Here is a 23,883-nt window from a genome sequence, read left to right as displayed (position 1 = left end):
GGCGCTCAGCCGACGCCGATAAAATGGGCCACATGATCGACTCTTCTGCCCAGGAGGGCAGCAGTAGCCAGCCGGGTCACGCCCGGCATCTTCCCGTCCCGACGGCCCCGGGAGCCCTGAGCAACCCGTGCTGATCGTCGTAGGACTCGCCCTCATCATCGTTCTCACCGCAGCCACGGGTTACTTCGTGGCCCAGGAGTTCGGCTACGTCGCCGTGGACCGGGGGCGGCTCAAGCAGCTCGCCGACGACGGCGACCAGGCCGCCGCCCGGGCCCTCGAGGTGACCGGCCGGCTCTCCTTCATGCTCTCCGGCGCACAGCTCGGCATCACGGTGACCGCCCTGCTGGTCGGTTACGCCGCCGAGCCGTACCTGGGCGCGGGGCTGGCCGAGCTGCTCGACGTGGCCGGGGTGTCCACCACGGTCGCCCTGCCGCTGTCCGTCGCGCTGGCCCTGCTCATCGCGACCGTCGTGCAGATGGTCCTCGGCGAGCTGGCCCCGAAGAACCTGGCCATCGCCCGAGCCGAGCAGCTGGCCCGGGCGTTGAGCCGGTCCACCCTGATGTACCTGAAGGTCGCCGGGCCGGTGATCACGCTCTTCGACAAGGCCGCCGTCCGGCTGCTGCGTCGGATCGGCATCGAGCCGATCGAGGAGCTGCCCAGCGGCGCCACCCCGAAGGACCTGGAACAGATCATCGCCGAGTCCCGGGAGGAGGGGCACCTGAACGCCGAGATGTCCGACCTGCTCGACCGTGGGCTCGACTTCCGGACGCTGACCGCCGGGGAGGCCATGGTGCCCCGGGTCGACGTGCACACCGTCCGGGCACACGAGCCGCTGAGCCGGGTGGTGGAGCTGCTCGACACCGGGCACTCCCGGTTCCCCGTCCGCGGCACCGAGGGCGTCGACGACCTGGTCGGCGTCGTCGGCATCGCCGACGTGCTGGCCGTGCCCCCGGCCGAGCGCGCGACCACCCCGGTCAGCGCGGTGGCCGGGGCCCCGCTGCTGGTGCCGGAGACGCTGCCGCTGCCGACGGTGCTGGACCGGCTCCGGGTCGGGCACCGGCAGCTCGCCTGCGTGGTCGACGAGTACGGCGGCTTCGCCGGCGTGATCACGCTGGAGGACATCGCCGAGGAGCTGGTCGGCCCGATCCGGGACGAGGACGATCCGCCGGATCGGGCCCCCGCCCGGCAGGACGACGGCTCCTGGTTGGTGCCGGCCCGCTGGCGGATCGACGAGGTCGCCGACAGCACCGGCATCGCCCTGCCCGAGGCCCCCGAGTACGACACCCTCTCCGGGCTCGTCATGCGCGAGCTGGGCCGGGTGCCCGAGGTGGGCGACCGGCTGGAGATCGCCCTGGTGGCCGACGGCGACGCCCAGACCGAGCGGCGCGCCCTGGTCGAGGTGCTCGCGGTGGACCGGCACGTCGCCGACTCGGTGCGGCTCCGGCTCACCGGGGCCACCGCGGGCGAGGGGGAGACGGCATGAGCCCGGGAGTGGCGCTCCTCGTCTCCGTGGTGCTGCTGGCGCTGAACGCGTTCTTCGTGGCCGCCGAGTTCGCGCTGGTGGCCAGCAAGCGGTACCGGCTGGAACAGGCCGTCGCCGAGGGCGGCGGCCGGGGGGCCCGCGCGGCCCTGGACGGCGTACGCGAGCTGTCCCTGATGCTGGCCGGCGCGCAGCTCGGCATCACGCTGTGCACGCTGGGCCTGGGCGCGTTGGCCGAGCCGGCGATCGAGGGCCTGCTCAGCCCGCTGCTGCACGCCGTGGGCCTGCCGACGGCGGCCAGTCACATCGTCGCGCTGGTGTTCGCCCTGACCCTGGTCACCTTCCTGCACCTGGTGGTCGGCGAGATGGCCCCGAAGTCCTGGGCGATCACCGACGCGGAGCGCTCGGCGACCCTGCTGGCGCTGCCGTTCCGGGCCTTCGCCCGGGTGGCCCGGCCGGTGCTGTCGGTGCTCAACGCCCTGGCCAACGCGATCCTGCGGCTGGTCCGGGTGAACCCGCAGGACCAGCTCGCCCAGGTGCACGGCCCGGCCGAGCTGCGCATCCTGCTGGAACAGTCCCGCGAGCACGGGCTGCTCGGCGCCGAGCAACACCAGTTGCTCACCAGCATGCTGGAGCTCCAGGGCACCACGGTCGCCCAGGTGATGGAGCCGTTCGACCAGATCGTCACGGTCCGCCGGGACGATCCGGCGGAGCGGATCGAGGAGGTCTCCCGGGACAGCGGCCGGTCCCGGCTGGCGGTGCTGGACGCCGGCGGCGAGGTGTGCGGCCTGGTGCACGTCCGGGAGGCCGTGCGGGCCACCACCACCGGCCGGACGGCCACCGCCGGCGAGCTGATGAGCGCCGCGTTCACGCTGCCGGGGACGGCGTCGGTGACGGAGGCGGTGACCGCGATGCAGGGGCAGCAGGCCCAGCTCGCCCTGGTCCGCAACGGCGGCGGACCGACCCGCCCGATCGGCTTCGTGGCGCTGGAGGACCTGCTGGAGGAGGTCATCGGCGAGTTCGACGACGAGACCGACCCGGTGCCCCGGGGCCGCCGGCTGCGCTGAGGCCGTCGGGGGGGGCGGCCGGCGGCGCTGAAACCGTCGGCTGCGCTGAGGACCCGTCTGAAACCGTCGGCTGCGCTGAGGACCGTCCGGGGCCGGTCCGGCGACCAGCCGGGCCGGCCCCGGCGTCCGCGCCGGTCCGGCAGGACTGTCCGGCCGCCGACCGGGAAAGCCGTGCCACCACCGAGGGGGTACGGAGGGAGCGGCGTGCGGCTGACCGGGGTGTCGCCGGAGTCCGGCCGGACCGGGCTCGCGGTGCACACCACGCTGGCGAACCCGAGCACCCGCCCCGGGTTGCGACTGCCCGGGCGGGTGACGCTGCACGCCGGTCGCGACGATGTCCCCGTCCGGCGGCTCCGGCTCGGCCTGGTCACCCAGGTGGAGCCGGACGACCCGAACGCCCCCCGCAAGCTCGTCCAGTTCCACCAGGTGCCGATCGCGGGGGCGTTCGTGGTGCCGGCCGGGCGGCGGCGGGCGGTCGACTTCGCGCTGCCGCTGCCCTGGGAGACCCCGGTCACGATCTTCGGCGGGGTGCCGCTGATGAGCCTGCGGATGGGCCTGCGCACCGAGGCGTCGGTCGACGTGGACCTGGAGCAGGGCGCGATGGTCCCGATCTTCGTGCACCCCCTGCCGACCCAGCAGCACATCCTCGCCGCCCTGGACGCGCTCGGGTTCAGCCTGCGCCAGGCCGGCCTGGTCGCCGCCCGGCTGCCCGGGGTGGAGCAGGCGCTGCCGCTGCACCAGCGGCTCGGCTGGTGGGTCGCGCCGCTCTACGCCGGCCCGATCACCGAGCTGGAGGTGATCTTCGTGGCCAACTCCGCCGGCCTGGAGGTGATTCTCTGGGCCGACCGTCGGCTCTCCCTGGCCGGGATCACCCACCAGAGCATCAGCCGGTTCCGGGTCTGGCACGCCGGCGCGGACCGGGCCGACTGGGTCGCCGTGGTGGACGGCTGGCTGCGACACGCGATCAACCGGCACGCCGCGGCGGCGGCGCACGGTCATTGGTCGGCCCGGATCAGCGAGTCGGCGCACGTGAGCCGCCGGCCGGACCAGCCGGTCCGGCCGGGCTACGGGCTGGGCGGCACCGCCGGCGGCGCGGGCATCGGCGGGGGCGGGGGCGGGGGCGACGGCACCTGAGCCGGTACGCCGCCGCCCCCGGGGGTCGTGCCCTCCTACACCGAGGCGGTGGCGAGCTTGACGCTGAAGCCGAGGAAGAGCGCGGCCACCCCGGTGGTCGCCCCGGCGGCCAGCCGGCGGCGCTGGCGGAACTGGGCGGCCAGGTACGTCCCCGCGAAGATCAGCATCGTCAGGTACAGCACGCTGGTCGCCTGGGCGATCAGCCAGAGCAGCAGGAACGACAGCGCCGGCCAGGCGTACCCGGGGTCGACGAACTGGATGAAGAACGAGATGAAGAACAGGATCGCCTTCGGGTTGAGCAGGCTGATCACCAGCGCCCGCCGGAACGGGCTGCGCAGCTCCGCCGGCTCGGCGGCGTCGATCAGCCGCGGCGCGGCCGGGTCGTTGCGGTCCCGCCAGCGCCGCAACGCGCCGCGCAGCATCGCCAGCCCGACCCAGCCCAGGTACGCCGCGCCGACGTACTTCACCACCAGGAACAGCGGCGGGTACGCCTGGAGCAGCGACGCCACCCCGGCGGCGGAGAGGACCATCAGCACCGAGTCGCCGAGGAACACCCCGGCGGCGGCCCGGTAGCCGGTCCGTACCCCGCGTTTGGCGGCGGTGGAGAGCACGAAGAGTGAGTTGGGGCCGGGGAGCAGCACGATCGCCACGGTCCCCAGCACGTACGTCCAGATGTCGGTGATGCCCAGCACGCCCGACATCATTGCGCCGGGCCCGGCGCGGCGGAAACCCATTCCCGCAGCATCGCCTGTGCGTTCGGCCACTCGTCGGCGATCATCGAATACTGGACGGTGTCCCGCCAGGAGCCGTCGGGCCGGATGCGGTGCCGGCGCAGCACCCCCTCCCGGGTGGCGCCCAGCCGCTCGATGGCCCGCTGCGAGCGCTCGTTGCGCAGGTCGGTGTGCCACACCACCCGCTCCGCGCCCAACTCCTCGAAGGCGTGGGTGAGCAGCAGCAGCTTCGCCTCGGTGTTGATCCCCGTCCGCCACCAGGGCCGACCCAGGTACGTGTACCCGATGGCCACCGTCCGCAACGCCGGGTCGACCTCGTAGAAGGAGGTGGTGCCGACCGCCGCCCCGGTGACCGCGCACCGCTGGACCCAGGGCACCCGCTCGCCCCGGTGGTGGGCCGCGAGCGCCGCCCGGATCAGCTCGGCCGTCCCGGCCGGATCGGTCGGCTGCGGCCAGCCCAGGTACCGCCACACCTCCGGATCGGCGGTGGCGGCGTGCAGCTCGTCGGCGTGCGCGAGGTCCAGCGGTTCGAGCACGACGTGCGCGCCCCGCAGGGTGGCCGGCTCCAGCCACGGCGACCGCTCGGCCCGCAGGTACGCCGGCAGCGGCGCGGTCACCCCGGCGGCCGGCTCGGCCGGCCCGGCGGTCAGCCGCAGCGGCAGCACCCCGGCCCAGTGCGGCAGGTCCAGGTCGGCCTCGTCGTCGCGTACCCCGCCGGCGCGGGACCGGAAGGACACCTCGCGCAGCGGCAGCGCCAGCACGGCCGTCTCGGCCATCTCCCGGCGGCTCGGCGGGCGGGCGTCCCCGCTGCGCCCGGCGGCGGCCTTCTCCACCAGGGCGGTCATCGCGGCGGCCTTCTCCCCGGCGTCGGTGACCAGGTGCGCGGTGCCGTGCGCGACCACCGACCGGTAGTTGGCGCTGTGGTGGAACTGCGAGCGGGCGTAGACCAGCCCGTCGAGCAGGGTCACCGCGACGCAGACCGGCAGGCCGTCGCCCCGGGCGGCGAGCATCGACGGGCTGCCGGTGGAGCCGTGCAGGTAGAGGGTGTCGCCGATCCGGACGTGCAGGGTGGGCAGCAGCCGGGGCTCGCCGTCCACGGTGAACCCGAACGCGCAGTGGTACGCCTCGTCGAGCACGGCGTGCGCGGCGGCCCGGTCGTAGCTCATCCGTTCGCGGGTGCGGGTGGCGGTGGTCCGGGGCGTGGGTGGGTACATGCGACAGCCCGCCTTTGTTCTAGTACAATACCGAAATTGTGTCAGCACATTATCAGGTGAGCGGCGGGACGGCCGCCGAGATCTCGGCCAGCGTGGAATCGGGCATCCGGTCCGGCGAGCTGCCGGCCGGGGCGGCGCTGCCGCCGGTGCGGGCCCTCGCCGCCGAGCTGGCGGTCAGCCCGGCCACGGTCGCCCGCGCGTACCAGGAGCTGCGCCAGCGCGGCCTGCTCGCCACCGCCGGCCGGCACGGCACCCGGGTGCGCCCCCGGCCGCCGGTGGCCACCCGCCGGGCGTTGCGTCCGAGCCCCGCCCCCGGCGCCCGCGACCTGTCCCGCGGGGAGCCCGACACCCGGCTGCTCCCGCCGCTCGGCCCGCACCTGGCCGCCCTCGCCGCGGAGTTCGCATTCCCCGTCGGGTACGCCTCGGTCGGCGTCCTGCCCGAGCTGGCCGACGCGGCCCGGGAGCGGCTCGCCGCCGACGGGGTGCCCGCCGACGAGATCACCGTGACCGGGGGCGCGCTCGACGGCATCGAACGGCTGCTCGCCGCCCACCTGCGCCCCGGCGACGCGGTCGCCGTGGAGGACCCGGGCTGGGCCGACCTGCTGGACCTGGTCGCCGCGCTCGGGCTGCGCGCGATCGGCGTCCCGGTGGACGACGACGGGCCGGTCGAGGCCGGGGTGCGGGCCGCCCTGGCCGCCGGGGCGCGGGCCCTGGTGGTGACCAGCCGGGCGCAGAACCCGACCGGGGCGGCGGTCTCCGCCGACCGGGCCGCCGCGCTGCGCGCCCTGCTCGCCGGCCGCGACGGCCTGCTGCTGATCGAGGACGACCACGCCGCCGAGCTGGCCCGGGTGCCGCTGCACCCGCTCGCCGGGGCCACCCCGGCGTGGGCCTTCGTCCGGTCGGTCAGCAAGCCGTACGGCCCCGACCTGCGGCTCGCGGTGCTGGCCGGCGACGAGGCGACCGTGGCGCGGGTGGCCGGCCGGGCCCGGGTCGGCGCGGGCTGGGTCTCCACCGTGCTGCAACGCCTCGTACTGGCACTCTGGCGCGACCCGGCCACCGCCGCACTGGTGGACCGGGCCGGCGAGAGCTACGAACGCCGCCGGGGCGAGCTGCTCGCCGCCCTGGCCGCCCGCGGCCTGACCGGCCACGGCCGTACCGGCATCAACGTCTGGCTCCCCGTGCCGGACGAGACCAGCGCCGTCACCGCGCTGCGCGACGCGGGCTGGGTGGTCGCCCCGGGGGCGCTGTTCCGGATCGCCGCCGAGCCCGGACTGCGGATCACGGTCAGCTCCCTCACCCCCACCGACTCACTCACCACCACCGCCTCCCTCACCCCCGACTCGCTCGCCCCCGACTCGCTCGCCCCCGACTCGCTCGCCCCCGACTCGCTCGCCCCCGCCTCGCTCGCCACCGCCGCCGACATCCAGGCGCTGGCCGACGCGCTGGCAGCCGCCGCCCACCCCGCCCCCCCGTCCGGCTTCACCGCCTAACCCACCCCGCCCACCATGCACTTTCACGGAAAGAGTGGCCATTCCGCGTCCCATGACCACTCTTTCCGTGAAAGTGGGGGGCGTCGGGTGGGGGTGGGGGGCGTCGAGCGAGGTCGGGCGGGGCGGCGGGCGGGGCGGCGGGCGGGGGTGTCGAGCGGGGTGCCCGCGTGGGCGCGGGGACGGCGGGTAAAAAGATCGCCATGACCGACAAGACCGACACCGCCCCCGGTGCGCAGCAGTTCATCCCGCCGCAGGCCGACACCATCGACGAGCTGCGCGCCGCCGCGGGCGGCTGCCGGGGCTGCGAGCTGTACCGGGACGCCACCCAGACCGTTTTCGGCCGCGGCGGCGAGGACGCCCGGGTGGTGCTGGTCGGCGAGCAGCCCGGCGACCTGGAGGACCAGAAGGGGCTGCCGTTCGTCGGGCCGGCCGGCCGGCTGCTGCGCCGGGCGGTCGACGACGCAGGGCTCGACCCGCGCCAGCTCTACCTGACGAACGCCGTCAAGCACTTCCGCTTCGAGCTGCGCGGCAGTCGGCGCATCCACCAGACCCCGGACCGGGTGCACGTCACCGCGTGCCGGCCCTGGCTGGTGGCCGAGTTCGCCCGGCTGCGCCCGGACGTCGTGGTGGTGCTCGGCGCGACCGCCGCGAAGGCGCTGCTCGGCCCCACGTTCCGGGTCACCCGGCAGCGGGGCGCGCTGATGCCGTGGCCGGCCTCGGCCCAGCACCCGGAGGACTTCGCGCGGGTGCCGGTCGACTCCGCCGGGAAGGTCGCCGACGCCCCGGCGGCCCGGCTGCTGGCCACCATCCACCCGTCGGCCGTGCTGCGCGCAGACAACCAGGACATCGCGTACGCCGGCCTGGTCGCCGACCTGACCGTCGCCGCCCGCGCCCTCTCCGCCTGACCAACCCGCCCACCCACCCAGGAGGCTCTCCCGGGTCGATCCTGGACAGTTGTCGTCTTCGGGGGCCGGTAACTGTCCAAGATCGGGCCGCTGTCCATCCGGGCCCGCCGGCTGAGGCGGCGGCTGGTGGCCGCCGCCCAGCGTGAGCGGTGCCGGCCCGTGCGCCGCCGAGCCGCCGGGCCGCCGGGCCGCCCAGCGTGAGTGGTGGCTGCCCGTGCGCCGCCGAGCCGACGGCCGCCCAGCGTGAGTGGTGGCTGGCCGGCTTCTGCCCCGGCTACCTGGTGACGGCGATCGGAAGTTCGGCCTGTGGCAGACCAGGGTGCCGGCCTGGGCCGGGCTGCGCAAGGATGGGGCAGCCCACCACCCCTTACCCGGGAGCCCACCGCCCGTACCCGGGAGCCCACCTCCCGTACCCGGGAGCCCACCGCCCCTTCCCGAGGAGTCCCGATGGCCACCGACCTCACCGCTCCGGCCCCGAGCCGGATCGACGTCGCCCCGATCCAGCGCCGGACGGTGCGGCTGCTCTTCGTGACCCAGATCATCGGGGGCGTCGGCGTCACCATCGGCGTCACGGTCGGGGCGCTGCTCGCCGCCCGGATCGCCGGCACGGCGGTCGCCGGCCTGGCGCAGAGCGCCGGGGTGGTGGGCGGCGCGCTGCTCGCCGTCCCGGTCACCCGGATCATGACGGGATACGGCCGCAGACCCGGCCTGGTCACCGCGTACCTGGTCGGGGCCGCCGGGGGCGTGCTGGTGGTGCTTGCCGCGGTGACCCGCCAGGTGCCCCTGCTCTTCCTCGGCATGCTGCTGTTCGGCGGCGGCACGGCCGCCAACCTCCAGGCCCGCTACACGGCCGTCGATCTTGCCGAGCCGGCCCGCCGGGGCCGTCAGCTCTCCCTGGTCGTCTGGGCCACCACGGTCGGGGCGGTGGCCGCGCCGAACTTCGCCGCGTTGGCCGACCGGACCACCCGGGGCTGGGGCCTGCCGCCGCTGGCCGGCCCGTTCGCGTTCAGCGCCGTGGCGTTCACGCTCGCCGCCGGCGTACTGCTGGTGCTGTTGCGGCCGGATCCGCTGCTCACCGCGCGCCGGCTCGCGGCGGCCGAGGCCCCCGAGGCGGCCGGCGGGCCGGCGGCGGCCCGGCGCGGGGCGGGCATGCGGGTGGCCTGGCAGGTGGTCCGCGCGCGGCCGGCGGCCCGGCTGGGCATCGCCGCCGTCGCGGTCGGCCACCTGGTGATGGTCGCGGTGATGTCGATGACCCCGGTACGCCTCGGCGAGTACCACTCCGACGCCGCCGTGCTCGGGGTGGTCGGGGTCGTGCTCAGCCTGCACATCGCCGGCATGTACGCGCTGTCCCCGGTGGTCGGCTGGCTCACCGACCGGCTCGGCCGACGCCCGGTGATCCTCGGCGGCCTGGCGGTGCTGCTGGCGGCCTGTGCGGTGGCGGGCGTCTCCGGGCACCACACGGCGGGGCTCTCGGTCGGCCTGGTCCTGCTCGGGCTGGGCTGGTCCGGGACGATGGTGGCCGGCTCCACCCTGCTGTCGGAGTCGGTGCCCACCGCCGTGCGGCCCAGCGTGCAGGGGCTCTCGGACCTGACGATGGGCCTGGCCGGGGCCGCCGCCGGCGCGCTGAGCGGGTTCGTCATGCAGGTGGCCGGGTACCCGACGCTCACCCTGCTGGCGGCGATCGCGACGGTGCCCCTGCTGGCGCTAGCGTTGCGTCCGGCGTCCGTACCGGCGCCGGACGAGGAGGACCGACAGTGCGGCTGACCGACTTCTGGACCCGGCTGGAGGAGGTGTTCGGGCGGGGCTACGCGGCCAGTATCGCCTCGGACCAGGTGCTGTCCCAGCTCGGTGGGCGGACCATCGAGCAGGCGCTGAGATCGGGTGAGCAGACCCACGTGGTGTGGCGGGCGGTGGTCGCCGCGTACCCCGACCGGGTGCCTGCGCGGCTACGCTGAGCAGCCATTTCTTCCGGTCCGCGTGTCGCTTGTCGAGTCGTACACCTGTTCGGCTATTGTCCACAGCGGGGTGCTCGTCCACAGCTCACGGCCGGTCGGCTGGTGTTCTGTCGGACCCAGCGCCTAGCGTGTCCGCGTGACGAGAAGCTCAGCAGCAAAGACGCCGGCGAAGGCAGGGGTGGCAAACATGGCGGCAGGGCCCGACCGGGAGAAGGCGCTCGACCTTGCTCTCGCCCAGATCGACAAGCAGTTCGGCAAGGGCTCGGTGATGCGGCTGGGGGAGCGGCCGGTTGTCCAGACCTCGGTCATCCCGACCGGTTCCATCGCGCTCGACGTGGCGCTCGGCGTGGGCGGTCTGCCCCGCGGCCGGGTCGTCGAGATCTACGGCCCGGAATCCAGCGGTAAGACGACGGTGGCCCTGCACGCGGTGGCCAACGCCCAGCGGGCCGGCGGCATCGCCGCCTTCGTCGACGCCGAGCACGCGCTCGACCCGGACTACGCGAAGGCCCTCGGCGTCGACACCGATGCCCTGCTGGTCTCCCAGCCGGACACCGGTGAGCAGGCGCTGGAGATCGTGGACATGCTGGTCCGCTCCGGCGCGATCGACATCATCGTGATCGACTCGGTGGCGGCCCTGGTGCCGCGCGCCGAGATCGAGGGCGAGATGGGCGACAGCCACGTGGGCCTCCAGGCCCGGCTGATGAGCCAGGCGCTGCGGAAGATCACCGGCGTGCTCAACAACACCGGCACCACGGCGATCTTCATCAACCAGCTCCGCGAGAAGATCGGCGTGATGTTCGGCAGCCCGGAGACCACCACCGGTGGCCGGGCGCTGAAGTTCTACGCCTCGGTCCGGCTCGACGTGCGCCGTATCGAGAGCCTCAAGGACGGCACCGACGTGGTCGGTAACCGCACCCGGTGCAAGGTCGTGAAGAACAAGGTCGCCGCGCCGTTCAAGCAGGCCGAGTTCGACATCATGTACGGCAAGGGAATCTCCCGCGAGGGCTCGCTCATCGACGTGGGCGTGGAGCAGGCGATCATCCGCAAGTCCGGCGCCTGGTACACGTACGACGGTGACCAGCTCGGCCAGGGCAAGGAGAAGGCCCGGGAGTTCCTCAAGGAAAACCCGGACGTGGCGGCCGAGATCGAGAAGAAGATCCTGGAGAAGCTCGGCGTCGGGGTCGGCGCGGGCGACGCCGCCGGTGGCCCGGAGCTGCCGCCGGTCGACTTCTGACCGGTAGCTGACCAGTGGCAGGACGACGCGCCCGGACGGGGCGGGGCTGGGATGCCAGCCCGTCCCGGTCGGGCGACGCCGAGACTCCGCCCCGTCCCCGGCGTGGCCGCCCCGATCCGGCGACCGACCCGGAGGCCGGCGGGCAGGCCCCGCCCCGGGACGAGGCCGAGGTGGCGCGGGAGATCTGCCTGCGCCAGCTCGCCCTGCGCCCGCGCACCCGGGCCGAGCTGGCCGCTGCGCTCGCCAAGCGGGGGATCTCCGAAGAGGTTTCCGCCGGAGTGCTCGACCGGTACGACGAGGTCGGCATCATCGACGACGCAGCCTTCGCCCGGGCCTGGGTGTCCAGCCGGCACGCCGGCCGGGGGCTGGCCCGCCGGGCGCTCGCCAACGAGCTGCGCCGGCGCGGCGTGGACGGCGAGGTGGCCACCGAGGCGCTCGGCGAGCTGGACGAGGAGACCGAGGCCGAGACGGCCCGGGTGCTGGTCGAACGGAAGCTGCGCACGGCCCGGGGCGAGCCGGACGCGGTGTTCCGCCGGCTCGTCGGCATGCTCGCCCGCAAGGGCTACCCGCCCGGCGTGGCGATCCGGGCGGTGAAGGACGCGCTCGCCGCGCAGAGCGCCGAGGCGGCCGAGTTCGCCGACCGGATCGACGCCGACGCGCTCGCCGACGCGGAGGGCGACGTCGACCGGGACAGCCGCAGCCTCGACTGACAGCGCCCGGCCGGCCGGGTGGGATGTCCGGCGGAGGCGGTGGGTGTCCCGGTGGGTTCGTCAAGCGATGATCGGCGGGGTGTGGCGGGAAGGCGGCATCGATGTTGAAGGCGTGTCTCAACGGCGGCCGGAGCCGGGCCGAACACCCCGCCGTGCCGGTCACCGCGGCCGAGTTGGCCGCCGACGCATATCGCTGCGCCGTCCTCGGGGTCGCGGCGGTACACGTCCACCCACGCGACGCCGCCGGCGCGGAGTCGCTCGCCCCGGCGGCGGTCGACGCGGCGGTCGCCGCGCTGCGCGCCGCCTGCCCCGGGCTGCCGGTCGGCGTGAGTACCGGCGCGTGGATCGAGCCGGATCCGGCCGCCCGGGTGGCCGCCGTGCGGGCCTGGCGGGTGCCGCCCGACTTCGCGTCGGTCAACGTGCACGAGGTCGGTGCCGAGCAGGTGGCGGCGGCGCTGGTCGAGCGGGGCGTGGCCGTCGAGGCCGGCGTCTGGACCCTGGACGCCGTCCGGGCGTACCGGGGCTGGCGGGTGCCGGCCCTGCGGGTCCTCGTCGAGTGCATGGCCCCCGATCCGGCGGACGCGCTGGTCGAGGCGGCCGGCATTCTCGCCGCCCTGCCGCCCGGTGGCCCGCCGGTGCTGCTGCACGCCGAGGGCCCGGCGGTGTGGCCGATGCTCGCCGAGGCCGTCGGTCGTGGGCTCGACACCAGAATCGGGCTGGAGGACACCCTCGTGCTGCCGGGCGGCGCGCCGGCCGCCGACAATGCCGCGCTGGTCGACGCGGCCCTCGCGGGTGGAGCCCACTGAGCCGAGCAGCGCCGATGCCCCGGCGGCGGGCGCGCCACGCCACCTTTGTCCGGCGGTGTCCGGCGTCGGATCGGCGTTCGGTGACCCTCCAACTTCGCTCCGTTCGAGGGGTTTGATCATGAGTCCTTGACCAGACGGCCCCCGGAGACCTAGCCTCGCCATACAGGCTCACATTGCCCGACCAGCGCAGGCTAAGCGCACAACATAGATCGCGTAACAGAACAGCATCACTTTGGCCGGCTCGCCGGCCTGCGGTGCCAGCTCCGACAGGCCGGACCGGAGCTGGTGCGACAACTGCACCCGGCTGCCGACGATGCCCACGGGCACCGCCGGTGGTGAGAGCTACCCATGGCCAGCCGCTCAGGTCGGGCGTCTCAGAGCCGCAGCGCGCGTGCCCAGTGGCACGAGCACTGCGGCGCCGACGTTCAGGGGAGGCGGCCATGGCGGGGTGGCACAGGTACACCGGTGGTCCCGACAGGACGGCCGTCGGTCGCGGCGCACCGACGGGCGACGGGGTCGGCGGCGGCGCGGCGCGCTGTGGCCTCCGACCCGGCGGCGCCCGAGTCGCCCGCCCCGGCTCCTGCCCGGAAGACACCCGGGCGGCACGCCGCAGTTCCGCCACCGCCACCGCCACCGCCACCGCCACCGCCACCGCCAGCGGCAGCGGCAGCGGCAGCGGCGGCCAGGACCGCCCGCTCGTCCCGGCCAGTCGGCTCGTCCCGGCCAGTCGGCTCGTTTCGGCCCGTCGGCTCGTTTCGGCCCGCGTCGATGTGGCGGTGCGGTCGTGAACGCCTTCGATGCCCTCATCCTCGTCGTGGTGCTGGTGCTGGCCGTCGTGGTCGTCGGCGCGGTGCTGGTGGGGCTGCGCACGATGCGTCGGATCAGCACCGCCCCCCGCCCCGAGGATCCGGCCTTCGTCGCCGAGAAGGACCGCCAGGAACAGTCCCTGGCCGCGCTGCGTACCGCCGCCGACGAGGTGAACAGCACCATCGACGTGGCCAAGTCCGCCGCCGCGGCGGCGCGTGCCGAGGCCGCCGCCGCGAAGGCCGAGGCGAAGGCGGCCCGCTCAGAGGCCGGGCGGGTGCTCGACGGCGCCCGCGCGGAGGCGGACACCGTCCTGGAGCGGGCCCACAAGCAGGCCGAGGCGGACGCCGAGCAACTGCGCACGGCGGCCCGGCGCAGCGGCGAACGCGAGGTGGCGGTGCTCGCCTCGACCACCCGGGAACAGGCCGCCGAGGTGGAGCGGCGGGCCGCCCGGATGGACGAGCGGGAGCGGTTGCACACCGAGGAGGTGGAGCGGTTCGCCGGCCGGGAGCGGCAGCTCACCGCTGCCAGCGCCGCCCTGGCCGTCCGGGAGTCCGCGCTGGTCGAGCGGGAACGGGCCCTGACCGAGGCGGAGGAGCAGGTCCGGCGGGAGCTGGAGCGCGTCGCCGGGCTGACCGTCGACGCCGCCCGCACGGAGCTGATCGAGGCGATCGAGACGCAGGCCAAGCGGGAGGCCGCGCTGCTGGTCCGGGACATCGAGTCGGACGCCCGCAGCACGGCCGATCAGCGCGCCCGGCACATCGTGGTGGACGCCATCCAGCGGATCGCCAGCGAGCAGACCTCGGAGAGCGTGGTCAGCGTCCTGCACCTGCCCGGGGACGAGATGAAGGGGCGGATCATCGGCCGGGAGGGGCGCAATATCCGCGCCTTCGAGTCGGTCACCGGGGTCAACCTGATCATCGACGACACCCCCGAGGCGGTGCTGCTCTCCTGCTTCGACCCGGTGCGGCGCGAGGTCGGCCGGGTCACCCTGGAGAAGCTGGTCCTCGACGGCCGGATCCACCCGCACCGGATCGAGGAGGTCTACGACCTGGCCCGGCAGGAGGTGGAGCAGCTCTGCCGCCGCGCCGCCGAGGACGCCCTCGTCGAGGTCGGCATCACCGAGATCCACGACGAGATGGTCACCCTGCTCGGCCGGCTGCGCTACCGCACCTCGTACGGGCAGAACGTGCTCAAGCACCTGGTGGAGACCGCGCACATCGCCGGGATCATGGCCGCCGAGCTGCGGCTGGACGTGCCGACGATCAAGCGGTCGGCGTTCCTGCACGACATCGGCAAGGCGCTCACCCACGAGGTGGAGGGCAGCCACGCCATCATCGGCGCCGACCTGGCCCGCAAGTACGGCGAGAGCGAGGACGTCGTCCACGCCATCGAGGCGCACCACAACGAGGTGCCGCCGCAGACCATCGAGGCCGTCCTCACCCAGGCTTCCGACGCCTGCTCCGGTGGCCGGCCGGGGGCCCGGCGGGAGAGCCTGGAGGCGTACGTCAAGCGGCTGGAGCGGATCGAGGAGATCGCGGCCGCGAAGATCGGCGTGGAGAAGGTCTTCGCCATGCAGGCGGGCCGGGAGATCCGGGTGATGGTCAAGCCCGACGACGTCGACGACATCGGCGCGGCGGTGCTGGCCCGGGACGTGGCCAAGCAAATCGAGGAGGAGCTGACCTACCCGGGGCAGATCCGGGTGACCGTGGTGCGCGAGTCCCGGGTCACCGAGATCGCCCGCTGACCGGCAGGCAGGGGCGGCTCAGAGCGACCGGAAATGCCGACGGGCGGGTGGAGATCTCCACCCGCCCGTCGGCTATCAGGACCGAAAGGTCACACCATCCGGGAGGCGTCCGCGCCGGCATCCTGGGCCGGGAGCACTTTTGCGGCGGTACGTGGCATCCGCCCCATCCGCTTCTGCAGCCACCACGCGAAGATCGACAGCAGGCCGCAGATGGCGATGTAGATCGCCCCGACGATCAGGTACGTCGGCACGTACGGCAGCCCGAACGCCAGCCGGCCGCCGATCTGCTTGCCGACGAAGAGCAGCTCCGGGTAGGTGATGATGAAGCCGAGCGCGGTGTCCTTGAGCAGCACGACGAGCTGGCTCACGATCGCCGGCAGCATCGACCGGAACGCCTGCGGCAGCAGAATCAGCCGCAGCACCTGGTTCTTGCGCAGGCCGATGGCGTACGCGCCCTCGGTCTGGCCGTAGGGGACCGCGTTGATGCCGGCGCGGAAGATCTCCGCCAGCACTGAGCCGTTGTAGAGCATCAGGCCGATGACCAGGGCCCACAGCTTGTCGATCGACCAGCCGTACTGCAGCGGCACGTAGTAGCCGAAGAAGATCAGGATCAGCAGTGGGATGGCCCGGAACAGCTCGACCACGAACGTGGCCGGTGCGCGCAGGACCCACTTGTCGCTGAGCCGGGCGCTGGCGAAGACCGCGCCGAACAGCAGCGCCAGCACCGCGGCGATGCCGGCCGCCTTGAGGGTGGCCCACAGGCCGGCGAGGAGTTCCCGCTGCACCGCCGCGTACTGGAACTGCTCCCACTTGCGGGCCTCGAACTGGCCGGTGTCGTAGAACTTCCAGCCGACCCAGGCGAGCAGCGCGACGATGCCGACGAGCGACGCGACGCCGAGGAGCGCGTTGCGCCGCCGGGCCCTCGGCCCGGGCAGGTCGTAGAGAACCGAAGCCTGACTCACCGGGCCCACCCTCCGTCCGCGACTGCGGCGCTCGCAAAATCGATCACCGTGCCACCCCCGTTCGCGACTGCGGGGCTCGCAAGCTCACTCCTCGCGCTCACCGTGCCACCCTCCACTTGCGCTCCATGAACCGTTGGAGCGCCACCAATGGCAGGATCAGGATGAGGAAGCCGATGGTGATCCAGAGCAGGACGGCGAACTGCGGCTCGCCCCGCTCTGACATGTACGCCGGGATCGCGCCGGCCTCCAGCACCGAGAAGCCGGCGGCGATCGTGGTGTTCTTCAGCATCGCGATGAACACGCTCATCATCGGCGGCACCATCGCCCGAAGCGCCTGCGGCAGCACGATCAGGGTCAGCACCTGGGCGAAGCTCATGCCCAGCGCCCGGGCCGCCTCGGCCTGCCCGGTGGCGACCGTGTTGACCCCGGAGCGGGTCACCTCGCAGACGAACGCGGAGGTGTAGACGGTTAGCGCGATGCAGGCGCTGGGGAAGTAGTCGATGTTCACGTCCAGCTTCGGCACCGCGAAGACGAGGAACGCGAAGACCAGGGTCAGCGGGGTGTTCCGGACGATGTTGACGTAGGTCGCGCCGAACGCCCGCAGCGCCGGGACCGGGGAGACCCGCATGGCGCCGAGGAGGGTGCCGAGGACGAGGCTGCCGACTGCGGCGATCAGGAACAGCTGAACGGTGGTGGTGAACCCTTCACGGTACAGGGTCCAGTTGTCCGTCAGGACGCGGAAGAACTCGCCCATGCCTCGCTCTCAGTCCTCGGGAGGGCGCCGGGCGGGAGGATCCCCGCCCGGCGCCACGTCACGTGGTGAACCGTGGGTCAGTAGCGCTCGAGCGGCGGCGGGGTCGCCGAGGAGCCAGACTTGCCGAGCGTGCCGTCGTAGACCTTCTGCCAGGTCCCGTCCTTGTACGCGGCCTCGAGCTGGGTGTTGACGTAGTCACGCAGCGCCTTGTCGTCCTTCGGCAGGCCGATGCCGTACTTCTCGGTGCTGAACGGCTGGCCGACGACCTTGAGCCCGTCCGGGTTCTGCGCGGCGTAGCCCTTGAGGATCGCGTCGTCGGTGGTGACGGCGTCGACCTTCTTGTCGAGCAGCTGCGAGACACACTCGGAGTAGGTCTTGAACTCGACGATGTTCTCACCCTCGGTGAGGCCCTCATCCCGGATCTTCTGGATCGGGGTGGAGCCGCTGGCCGAGCAGACCTTCTTGCCCTTGAGAGTGTCCTTGCCGGTGATCGCCGTCTCGTCCTTGCGGACCAGCAGGTCCTGGCCGGCGATGAAGTACGGGCCGGCGAACGAGATGTCGGTCTTGCGCTTGTCGGTGATCGAGTACGTGCCGACGTAGTAGTCGACCTCGCCGCCCTTGATCGCGGTCTCCCGGTTGGAAGAGACGATCTCCTTGTACTCGATTTTCGCCGGGTCGACGCCGAGAGTGCTTGCGATGTACTGGGCGATCTCCACATCGAAGCCGCAGCGCTTACCCTGGGCGTCCTTGTAGCCGAGGTTCGGCTGGTCGAACTTGACACCCACGGTGACCTTGCCGGCGCTCTTGATCTTCGTGAACGTCGGGCTGCCGGCGACGTTGGCGTCCGCCTTCGGGGTGAAGGTCGCGCCGGACGACGTGCAGGAGTCACCCTGCGCGCCGCCGGAAGCTTTGCCGTCGCCGCTCGGGGTGGGGCTACCCTCCTTGCCGCAGGCTGCGGCCGAGAGGGCGAGCGAGGCCATCATGGCGACCGCCGCCACGCGCTTGAAACGCATACTTCTCTCCTTCTACGAGCGGAGCTCGCCGGGGGACGACGCGCTCCACGAACGGACGCCTAGTGCGTCAGGATCTTCGACAGGAAGTCCTTGGCGCGATCGGTGCGCGGGTTGGCGAAGAACTCGGCTGGCGGAGCGTCCTCGACGAGCTGACCGTCGGCCATGAAGATGACCCGGTTCGCCGCGTGCCTGGCGAAGCCCATCTCGTGGGTGACCACGACCATGGTCATGCCCTCGCGGGCCAGCGAGGTCATCACGTCCAGCACCTCGCCCACCATCTCCGGGTCCAGCGCGCTGGTCGGCTCGTCGAAGAGCATCGCCTTGGGCTGCATGGCCAGCGCGCGGGCGATCGCCACCCGCTGCTGCTGGCCGCCGGAGAGCTGGGCGGGGAACTTGTCGGCCTGGTTGGCGATGCCCACCCGGTCCAGCAGGGCCAGCCCGCGCTCCCGCGCGCTCGCCGGCTTCTCCTTGCGGACCTTGACCGGCCCGAGGGTGACGTTCTCCAGGATCGTCTTGTGCGCGAAGAGGTTGAACGACTGGAACACCATGCCGACCTCGCTGCGCAGTTTCGCCAGCGCCTTCCCCTCGTCCGGCAGTTGCTGGCCGTCGAAGGTGATGGTGCCGGAGCTGATCGGCTCCAGCCGGTTGATCGCCCGGCACAGCGTCGACTTCCCGGACCCGGACGGGCCGATCACCACGACGACCTCGCCCCGGTCGACCGAGAGCGAGACGTCCTGCAGCACGTGCAGCGGCCCGAAGTACTTGTTGACCCCGTCCAGCACGATGAGCGGTTCGCCCGTCGTCACGTCGTCCACCGTCCCTGTCGTCGTGTACGCCAGGGAGTCGGATGACCCCCGGTCCGGCCACTGTAGGCGGGCCGAGATGGCGGAACGCAACTCATCTGGTCACGGTGCGGTAACACCGGTAACGATCGTCGCCAGGAGTCCGAATTCCCGACCCGGACGGCCGGACGGCCAGCCGGCTGGCGGGGCACACCCCTCTCGGAGACCATGGGGGGATGACCGAACCGGTGCGCCTGACCGAATACGCCCGCGGTGGTGGGTGCGCGTGCAAGATTCCGCCCGGCGAGCTGGAGACGTTGGTCGCCGGCCTCGGCCCCGCCAGCGGCACGGCCGAGCTGCTGGTCGGCCTCGACCACGGCGACGACGCCACGGTGGTCCGCCTCGACGAGCGGACCGGCCTGGTCAGCACCGCCGACTTCTTCACCCCGGTCGTCGACGACGCGTACGACTGGGGACGGATCGCCGCCGCGAACGCGCTCTCCGACGTGTACGCCATGGGCGGCACGCCGCTGGTCGCGCTCAACCTGCTCTGCTGGCCCCGGGAGCGGCTGCCGATCGAGCTGGCCGGGGAGGTGCTGCGCGGCGGCCAGGACGTGGCCCGGGAGGCCGGCTGCCACCTGTCCGGCGGGCACAGCGTCGACGACGACGGCCCGAAGTACGGCCTCGCGGTCACCGGTGTGGTCCGGCCGGAGGAGCTGATCACGCTGGACGCCGGGCGGGCCGGGCTGCCGTTGTCGCTGACCAAGCCGCTCGGCGTGGGGGTGCTCAACACCCGGCACAAGGCCACCGGGGAGTGGTTCGCCGAGGCGGTCGCCTCGATGGCGGCGCTGAACCGGGACGCCGCCCGCGCGGCGGTCGCCGCCGGGGTCCGCTGCGGCACCGACGTGACCGGCTTCGGGCTGCTCGGGCACGCCTCGAAGCTGGCCCGGGCCAGCCGGCTCACGGTGGCGATCGACGCGGCCCGGGTGCCGTACCTGCCGGGCGCGCGGGAGGCCGTCCGCGACGGGTACGTCAGCGGCGGCACCCGCCGCAACCTGGACTGGGTCGCCCCGTGGACCGACTTCGGCGCGGCCGGCGAGGCGGAGCGGCTGCTGCTGGCCGACGCTCAGACCTCGGGCGGGCTGCTGGTCGCCGGCGAACTCCCGGGGGCCACGGTGATCGGCGAGCTGCTGCCGCGCGGCGACCACCTCGTCGTGCTGCGCTGAGCCGGGCCGTGGCACCGGGCCGTGGCACCGGGCCCGAGCCGGGCCGTGGCACCGGGCCCGAGCCGGGCCGTGGCACCGGGCCCGAGCCGTGGCGCTGAGCCCGCCCTGCGGCCGTTGATTCGGAAGCGAGTGTCGGATGCCGGACAGCCACCATACCCGATAAACTGTCACCTTCCCGCCACTCTGCGCAACGGCGGGTCAGGAAATTATGCCCGGAATGGTCACAGACCGGTAACTTGCGCCCGGCTGAGGTCAAATGCCCCCCACCATCGTCATTAAGGCCCGATCCGGAGGCCGGTGGGACGAACGCAGCGAGGAGGCGGCATGACCGAGCTGTGGAACTGGAGAATCGACGGGGTACCCCCGGTGGAGGTCTACCCGGCGTTGGCCGAGGCCCTGGGGCGGGTGGTGATGCCGCTCGCGGTGGCCGACCCCGCCCGGTTGCCCACGTACGCGGTGATCTGCGACGTCTGGCAGGCGCCGGGGGAGTTCGGCACGATCGTGGACTGTTACGGGGTGCCCGAGAGCCTGCCCGAGCTGCCCGGCATCGCCGCGCTGGCCCGGCTGCTCGGCCGTAACTGCCTGCTGCGCGACGACACCCTCGACGCCGGCCGGCACCTGCTGGTCGCGCCCGACGGCACGATCCGCCCGGTGCACTTCGACGTCGCCGAGACCGACGACGGCGAGGTGCTGGGCAACCAGCGCCTCTGCACGCTGGCCAACCCCGGCTGCCGGGGCTGGTCCCGGTGCCACCGCTCCAGGTGGGCCCCGGACTCGGTCGTCCCGGCCCTGGCCGCCGCCTGACCACCCCACCCCACCCCACCCCACCCGCCCCTACGGGCACTTTCACGGAATGTGTGGCCATGGCGTGCGCCGACACCACACATTCCGTGAAAGTGCGCGCACCGGAAGAACCGGGATCACGCGTCCGGGTCAGCCCCCGGCGGCCGGCTGCTGGCTCCCGCCGCGGACCACCAGCTGGTCCAGCAGGGTCGCGGTGGCCTCGGCGACGGCGGCCACCGCCGCGTCGAACGCCGCCGCGTTGTGCGCGGCCGGCGCCCGGAACCCGGAGATCTTCCGGACGTACTGCAACGCCGCCGCCTCTACGTCGGCCCGGGTCACCTCCGGCACGTACGGCTCACGCAAGGTCTTGATGCTTCGGCACACGGCTCCTCCTCGTTCGAGTTGATCGGCTCGCCCGGATACGCTGTCCGGGTCATGACTACCGCAGCCGCGGGCAGCCCGCGCACCTACCAGGTGCGCACGTACGGCTGCCAGATGAACGTGCACGACTCCGAGCGCATCTCCGGCCTGCTGGAACAGGCTGGTTACCTGCGTGCCGCCGAGGCCGACGACAACCCGGACGTGGTGGTGTTCAACACCTGCGCCGTCCGGGAGAACGCCGACAACCGGCTCTACGGCAACCTGGGTCATCTGCGCCCCGTGAAGGACAAGCATCCGGGAATGCAGATCGCCGTCGGCGGCTGTCTCGCCCAGAAGGACCGCGGCGACATCGTCCGCAAGGCCCCCTGGGTGGACGTGGTGTTCGGCACGCACAACATCGGCTCGCTGCCGGCGCTGCTGGAGCGGGCCCGGCACAACGCCGCCGCCGAGGTGGAGATCCTCGAATCCCTCGACGTCTTCCCCTCGACGCTGCCGACGCGGCGCGAGTCGACGTACGCCGGCTGGGTGTCGATCTCGGTGGGCTGCAACAACACGTGCACGTTCTGCATCGTGCCCTCCCTGCGCGGCAAGGAGAAGGACCGCCGCCCCGGCGACATCCTCTCCGAGGTCCGCGCCCTGGTCGACGAGGGCGTGCTGGAGGTGACCCTGCTCGGGCAGAACGTCAACTCCTACGGCGCCGAGTTCGGCGACCGGTACGCGTTCGGCAAGCTGCTGCGGGCCTGCGGGGACATCGACGGGCTGGAGCGGGTCCGGTTCACCAGCCCGCACCCGAAGGACTTCACCGACGACGTGATCGCCGCGATGGCCGAGACCCCGAACGTCTGCCCCTCGCTGCACATGCCGTTGCAGTCCGGCTCGGACGACGTGCTCAAAGCGATGCGTCGGTCGTACCGGTCGGAGAAGTACCTGGGGATCATCTCCAAGGTCCGGGCGGCGATGCCGGACGCGGCGATCACCACCGACATCATCGTCGGCTTCCCCGGCGAGACCGAGGCGGACTTCCAGCGCACCCTGGACGTGGTCCGCGAGTCCCGGTTCTCCTCGGCGTTCACCTTCCAGTACTCCAAGCGCCCCGGCACCCCGGCCGCGACGATGGACGGCCAGATCCCCAAGCAGGTGGTCCAGGAGCGGTACGAGCGGCTGATCGCCACGGTCGAGGAGATCACCTGGGCGGAGAACAAGCGGCTGGTCGGCGAGACCCTCGAGGTGCTGGTCGCCGTCGGCGAGGGCCGCAAGGACGAGCGCACCGGCCGGATGTCCGGCCGGGCCCGCGACGGCCGCCTCGTGCACTTCGCGACGGGCGCGGGGGCCCTCGCCGGGCGGATCCGTCCCGGGGACGTCGTGCACACCACGGTCACGTACGCCGCCCCGCACCACCTCAACGCAGACGGCGAGCCGCTGTCGCACCGCCGCACCCGGGCCGGCGACGCCGCCGAGGCGGGCCGCTCCCCGCGTACCCCCGGGGTGTTGCTCGGCCTGCCCACGATCGGGGCGCCGGCCGCGGCCCCCGCGCCGACGACCGGCTGCGCCGCCCACTGACGCGATCGGGGCCCGCCGCACCGGCGGGCCCCGACCAGCCTTCCGGCGATCAGACCGAGATCTTGCCGGCGCCCGCGCCGCCCGTCACGATCGACTTGACGCTGCTCGCGCTGTCGAGGGTGTACGAGTACGGGATGCTCTTCACGCTGCCGCCGGTCTGGCCGCTGCCGGAGCCCACGAGGTGGTTGTTCCGGGCGACCAGGGTGCCCGGCCCGGAGCTGCCCTCACCCAGGTGGTACGGGTCGCTGACGCCGTCGAAGTAGTTGCCCTCGACGAGCACGCCGGCGCCCTCCGTGGAGGCCACACCGTAGCCGCTGTTCTTGTAGTAGTAGTTGTTGTAGACGTGCACCGGGTTCCCGAAGCGGACCCGGGGGTGGCGCTGGGTGCTCGCGTCGAACCAGTTGTGGTGGTAGGTCACCCGCAGGTGGCCGGTGTCCTGGCCGGCGTTGTCGTCGCTGTGGCCGAGCAGCATCGACTTGTCGTGGTTGTGGACCCGGTTCCACGACACGGTGATGAAGTCCGAGCCCCGCTTGATGTCGACCGCGCCGTCGTAGCCGTTGGTGAAGGTGTTGTGGTCGATCCAGAGGTTGGTCGCCGACTCCTGAACGTTGATCGCGTCGTCGTTCCAGTTCTTGAACGTGATGTTCCGGATGATGACGTTGCGGTCGCCGTTGATGTTGAGCCCGCAGCCGGAGATGGTCGCCCCCGGGTTGCCGAGGATGGTCTTGTTCGACCGGACCCGCAGCATGCCGGAGCAGGTGATGGTGCCGGAGACCCGGATCACCGCCGCGCTGCTGGAGCCGACCGCGGTGGTCAGCGCGGAGGCGCTGGTGACCGTGGTGGTCGCGGCGTTGCCGCCCCCGGTGGTGCCCCCGTTCTGGGTGGCCCAGCCGACCAGGTCGGTCGGCGCGGCCGAGGCCGGCGCGGTGGCGGCGGTGAGGGCCCCGGCGACGAGGACCGAGGCGGTGGCGGCTGCGGCGAGCAGCGTCGTCCGACGTCGTGACGTGATGCGCATGGTGCTTCCCTTCGGTGTTCGGGTGCGCGGGCCGTCGGCCGATCGCCTGGCGCCTACCCGGTGGCGCCGGGGTCGGCCGGGGACGGTGACCCGTGCCCCGCCGGTGTGGACTGCCCCTGGAGTGAGAAGC

General features: G+C 73.3%; 22 protein-coding genes. 14 read left to right on the top strand and 8 right to left on the bottom strand.

Going from position 1 to position 23,883, the window contains the following annotated elements:
* The first annotated feature begins 127 nt into the window (after window positions 1–127).
* The 3 genes from OG559_RS03535 to OG559_RS03525 all read left to right on the top strand — a co-directional run bounded on the left by OG559_RS03535 (window position 128) and on the right by OG559_RS03525 (window position 3,681).
* Window positions 128–1,483: a hemolysin family protein gene (locus OG559_RS03535; RefSeq protein ID WP_405112353.1), complete on the top strand. Its 1,356-nt coding sequence runs from the start codon at window positions 128–130 to the stop codon at window positions 1,481–1,483.
* Window positions 1,480–2,547: a hemolysin family protein gene (locus OG559_RS03530; RefSeq protein ID WP_405112350.1), complete on the top strand. Its 1,068-nt coding sequence runs from the start codon at window positions 1,480–1,482 to the stop codon at window positions 2,545–2,547. The genes OG559_RS03535 and OG559_RS03530 overlap by 4 nt, the downstream gene beginning before the upstream one ends.
* 204 nt (window positions 2,548–2,751) lie before the next feature.
* The gene (locus OG559_RS03525) at window positions 2,752–3,681 is read left to right on the top strand and encodes a sporulation protein (protein ID WP_405112347.1); all 930 of its coding nucleotides are present in this window, start codon (window positions 2,752–2,754) and stop codon (window positions 3,679–3,681) included.
* A gap of 35 nt (window positions 3,682–3,716) precedes the next feature.
* On the opposite strand, the gene leuE is transcribed toward OG559_RS03525, so the two are convergent.
* Complete coding sequence (gene leuE, locus OG559_RS03520; RefSeq protein ID WP_405116346.1) at window positions 3,717–4,385, bottom strand: leucine efflux protein LeuE; 669 nt, start codon at window positions 4,383–4,385, stop codon at window positions 3,717–3,719.
* Entirely contained in the window at window positions 4,382–5,626 is a 1,245-nt protein-coding gene (locus tag OG559_RS03515) for a bifunctional pyridoxamine 5'-phosphate oxidase family protein/GNAT family N-acetyltransferase (RefSeq protein ID WP_405112344.1), read from the bottom strand. Before OG559_RS03515 ends, leuE begins: the two co-directional genes overlap by 4 nt.
* Before the next feature lie 38 nt (window positions 5,627–5,664).
* On the opposite strand from OG559_RS03515, the gene OG559_RS03510 reads away from it, so the two are divergent.
* The 8 genes from OG559_RS03510 (at window position 5,665) to rny (ending at window position 15,277) form a co-directional block, all read left to right on the top strand.
* Entirely contained in the window at window positions 5,665–7,116 is a 1,452-nt protein-coding gene (locus tag OG559_RS03510; protein ID WP_405112341.1) for an aminotransferase class I/II-fold pyridoxal phosphate-dependent enzyme, read from the top strand.
* 200 nt (window positions 7,117–7,316) lie between these two features.
* On the top strand, window positions 7,317–8,021 hold the full coding sequence (locus OG559_RS03505) for a UdgX family uracil-DNA binding protein (protein WP_405112338.1): 705 nt from the start codon (window positions 7,317–7,319) through the stop codon (window positions 8,019–8,021).
* A gap of 447 nt (window positions 8,022–8,468) precedes the next feature.
* The gene (locus OG559_RS03500; protein WP_405112335.1) at window positions 8,469–9,785 is read left to right on the top strand and encodes an MFS transporter; all 1,317 of its coding nucleotides are present in this window, start codon (window positions 8,469–8,471) and stop codon (window positions 9,783–9,785) included.
* On the top strand, window positions 9,776–9,976 hold the full coding sequence (locus OG559_RS03495; RefSeq protein ID WP_350885271.1) for a DUF3046 domain-containing protein: 201 nt from the start codon (window positions 9,776–9,778) through the stop codon (window positions 9,974–9,976). Before OG559_RS03500 ends, OG559_RS03495 begins: the two co-directional genes overlap by 10 nt.
* A gap of 187 nt (window positions 9,977–10,163) precedes the next feature.
* The gene (gene recA, locus OG559_RS03490) at window positions 10,164–11,210 is read left to right on the top strand and encodes a recombinase RecA (RefSeq protein WP_350885269.1); all 1,047 of its coding nucleotides are present in this window, start codon (window positions 10,164–10,166) and stop codon (window positions 11,208–11,210) included.
* A 14-nt stretch (window positions 11,211–11,224) separates the two neighbouring features.
* Window positions 11,225–11,920 (top strand): regulatory protein RecX, encoded by a 696-nt coding sequence (locus OG559_RS03485; RefSeq protein ID WP_405112331.1) that lies wholly within the window; start codon window positions 11,225–11,227, stop codon window positions 11,918–11,920.
* Between the two features lie 101 nt (window positions 11,921–12,021).
* A complete protein-coding gene (locus tag OG559_RS03480) occupies window positions 12,022–12,726 on the top strand; it encodes a 3-keto-5-aminohexanoate cleavage protein (protein WP_405112328.1) in 705 nt (234 codons plus the stop codon).
* 784 nt (window positions 12,727–13,510) lie between these two features.
* Window positions 13,511–15,277: a ribonuclease Y gene (gene rny / locus OG559_RS03475; RefSeq protein WP_405112326.1), complete on the top strand. Its 1,767-nt coding sequence runs from the start codon at window positions 13,511–13,513 to the stop codon at window positions 15,275–15,277.
* 89 nt (window positions 15,278–15,366) lie between these two features.
* Here rny and OG559_RS03470 read toward each other — a convergent pair whose 3' ends face one another.
* From OG559_RS03470 to OG559_RS03455, 4 genes are all read right to left on the bottom strand, one after another.
* Window positions 15,367–16,239 carry an amino acid ABC transporter permease gene (locus OG559_RS03470; RefSeq protein WP_405112323.1) on the bottom strand — a complete coding sequence of 291 codons (873 nt, stop codon included), beginning with the start codon at window positions 16,237–16,239 and terminating at the stop codon, window positions 15,367–15,369.
* Window positions 16,240–16,336: 97 nt separating this feature from the next.
* Window positions 16,337–16,993 carry an amino acid ABC transporter permease gene (locus tag OG559_RS03465; RefSeq protein ID WP_405112320.1) on the bottom strand — a complete coding sequence of 219 codons (657 nt, stop codon included), beginning with the start codon at window positions 16,991–16,993 and terminating at the stop codon, window positions 16,337–16,339.
* A 77-nt stretch (window positions 16,994–17,070) separates the two neighbouring features.
* Complete coding sequence (locus OG559_RS03460) at window positions 17,071–18,006, bottom strand: glutamate ABC transporter substrate-binding protein (RefSeq protein WP_405112317.1); 936 nt, start codon at window positions 18,004–18,006, stop codon at window positions 17,071–17,073.
* Between the two features lie 59 nt (window positions 18,007–18,065).
* A complete protein-coding gene (locus OG559_RS03455) occupies window positions 18,066–18,821 on the bottom strand; it encodes an amino acid ABC transporter ATP-binding protein (RefSeq protein ID WP_405112315.1) in 756 nt (251 codons plus the stop codon).
* Between the two features lie 203 nt (window positions 18,822–19,024).
* On the opposite strand from OG559_RS03455, the gene selD reads away from it, so the two are divergent.
* Window positions 19,025–20,014 carry a selenide, water dikinase SelD gene (gene selD / locus OG559_RS03450; protein ID WP_405112312.1) on the top strand — a complete coding sequence of 330 codons (990 nt, stop codon included), beginning with the start codon at window positions 19,025–19,027 and terminating at the stop codon, window positions 20,012–20,014.
* Window positions 20,015–20,338: 324 nt separating this feature from the next.
* Window positions 20,339–20,818: a hypothetical protein gene (locus tag OG559_RS03445; protein ID WP_350885252.1), complete on the top strand. Its 480-nt coding sequence runs from the start codon at window positions 20,339–20,341 to the stop codon at window positions 20,816–20,818.
* A 129-nt stretch (window positions 20,819–20,947) separates the two neighbouring features.
* Here OG559_RS03445 and OG559_RS03440 read toward each other — a convergent pair whose 3' ends face one another.
* Entirely contained in the window at window positions 20,948–21,181 is a 234-nt protein-coding gene (locus tag OG559_RS03440; RefSeq protein WP_387016254.1) for a DUF2277 family protein, read from the bottom strand.
* A 51-nt stretch (window positions 21,182–21,232) separates the two neighbouring features.
* Here OG559_RS03440 and miaB point away from each other — a divergent pair, with 51 nt between their 5' ends.
* On the top strand, window positions 21,233–22,738 hold the full coding sequence (gene miaB, locus OG559_RS03435; RefSeq protein WP_405112308.1) for a tRNA (N6-isopentenyl adenosine(37)-C2)-methylthiotransferase MiaB: 1,506 nt from the start codon (window positions 21,233–21,235) through the stop codon (window positions 22,736–22,738).
* Window positions 22,739–22,787: 49 nt separating this feature from the next.
* On the opposite strand, the gene OG559_RS03430 is transcribed toward miaB, so the two are convergent.
* Entirely contained in the window at window positions 22,788–23,753 is a 966-nt protein-coding gene (locus OG559_RS03430) for a polysaccharide lyase family 1 protein (RefSeq protein WP_396673378.1), read from the bottom strand.
* Window positions 23,754–23,883 lie beyond the last annotated feature (130 nt).

It is taken from the genome of Micromonospora sp. NBC_01405 (assembly GCF_045040155.1).
Lineage (GTDB): Bacteria > Actinomycetota > Actinomycetes > Mycobacteriales > Micromonosporaceae > Micromonospora.
This window is presented reverse-complemented; position numbering and strand designations above follow the sequence as displayed.

Bases quoted from the DNA above. Each gene is read 5' to 3' on its own strand.
- OG559_RS03530 (WP_405112350.1), top strand. From the start codon at position 1,480: ATGAGCCCGGGAGTGGCGCTCCTCGTCTCCGTGGTGCTGCTGGCGCTG.
- leuE (WP_405116346.1), bottom strand. From the start codon at position 4,385: ATGATGTCGGGCGTGCTGGGCATCACCGACATCTGGACGTACGTGCTG.
- OG559_RS03515 (WP_405112344.1), bottom strand. From the start codon at position 5,626: ATGTACCCACCCACGCCCCGGACCACCGCCACCCGCACCCGCGAACGG.
- OG559_RS03505 (WP_405112338.1), top strand. From the start codon at position 7,317: ATGACCGACAAGACCGACACCGCCCCCGGTGCGCAGCAGTTCATCCCG.
- OG559_RS03500 (WP_405112335.1), top strand. From the start codon at position 8,469: ATGGCCACCGACCTCACCGCTCCGGCCCCGAGCCGGATCGACGTCGCC.
- recA (WP_350885269.1), top strand. From the start codon at position 10,164: ATGGCGGCAGGGCCCGACCGGGAGAAGGCGCTCGACCTTGCTCTCGCC.
- OG559_RS03480 (WP_405112328.1), top strand. From the start codon at position 12,022: ATGTTGAAGGCGTGTCTCAACGGCGGCCGGAGCCGGGCCGAACACCCC.
- OG559_RS03465 (WP_405112320.1), bottom strand. From the start codon at position 16,993: ATGGGCGAGTTCTTCCGCGTCCTGACGGACAACTGGACCCTGTACCGT.
- OG559_RS03460 (WP_405112317.1), bottom strand. From the start codon at position 18,006: ATGCGTTTCAAGCGCGTGGCGGCGGTCGCCATGATGGCCTCGCTCGCC.
- selD (WP_405112312.1), top strand. From the start codon at position 19,025: ATGACCGAACCGGTGCGCCTGACCGAATACGCCCGCGGTGGTGGGTGC.
- OG559_RS03445 (WP_350885252.1), top strand. From the start codon at position 20,339: ATGACCGAGCTGTGGAACTGGAGAATCGACGGGGTACCCCCGGTGGAG.
- miaB (WP_405112308.1), top strand. From the start codon at position 21,233: ATGACTACCGCAGCCGCGGGCAGCCCGCGCACCTACCAGGTGCGCACG.
- OG559_RS03430 (WP_396673378.1), bottom strand. From the start codon at position 23,753: ATGCGCATCACGTCACGACGTCGGACGACGCTGCTCGCCGCAGCCGCC.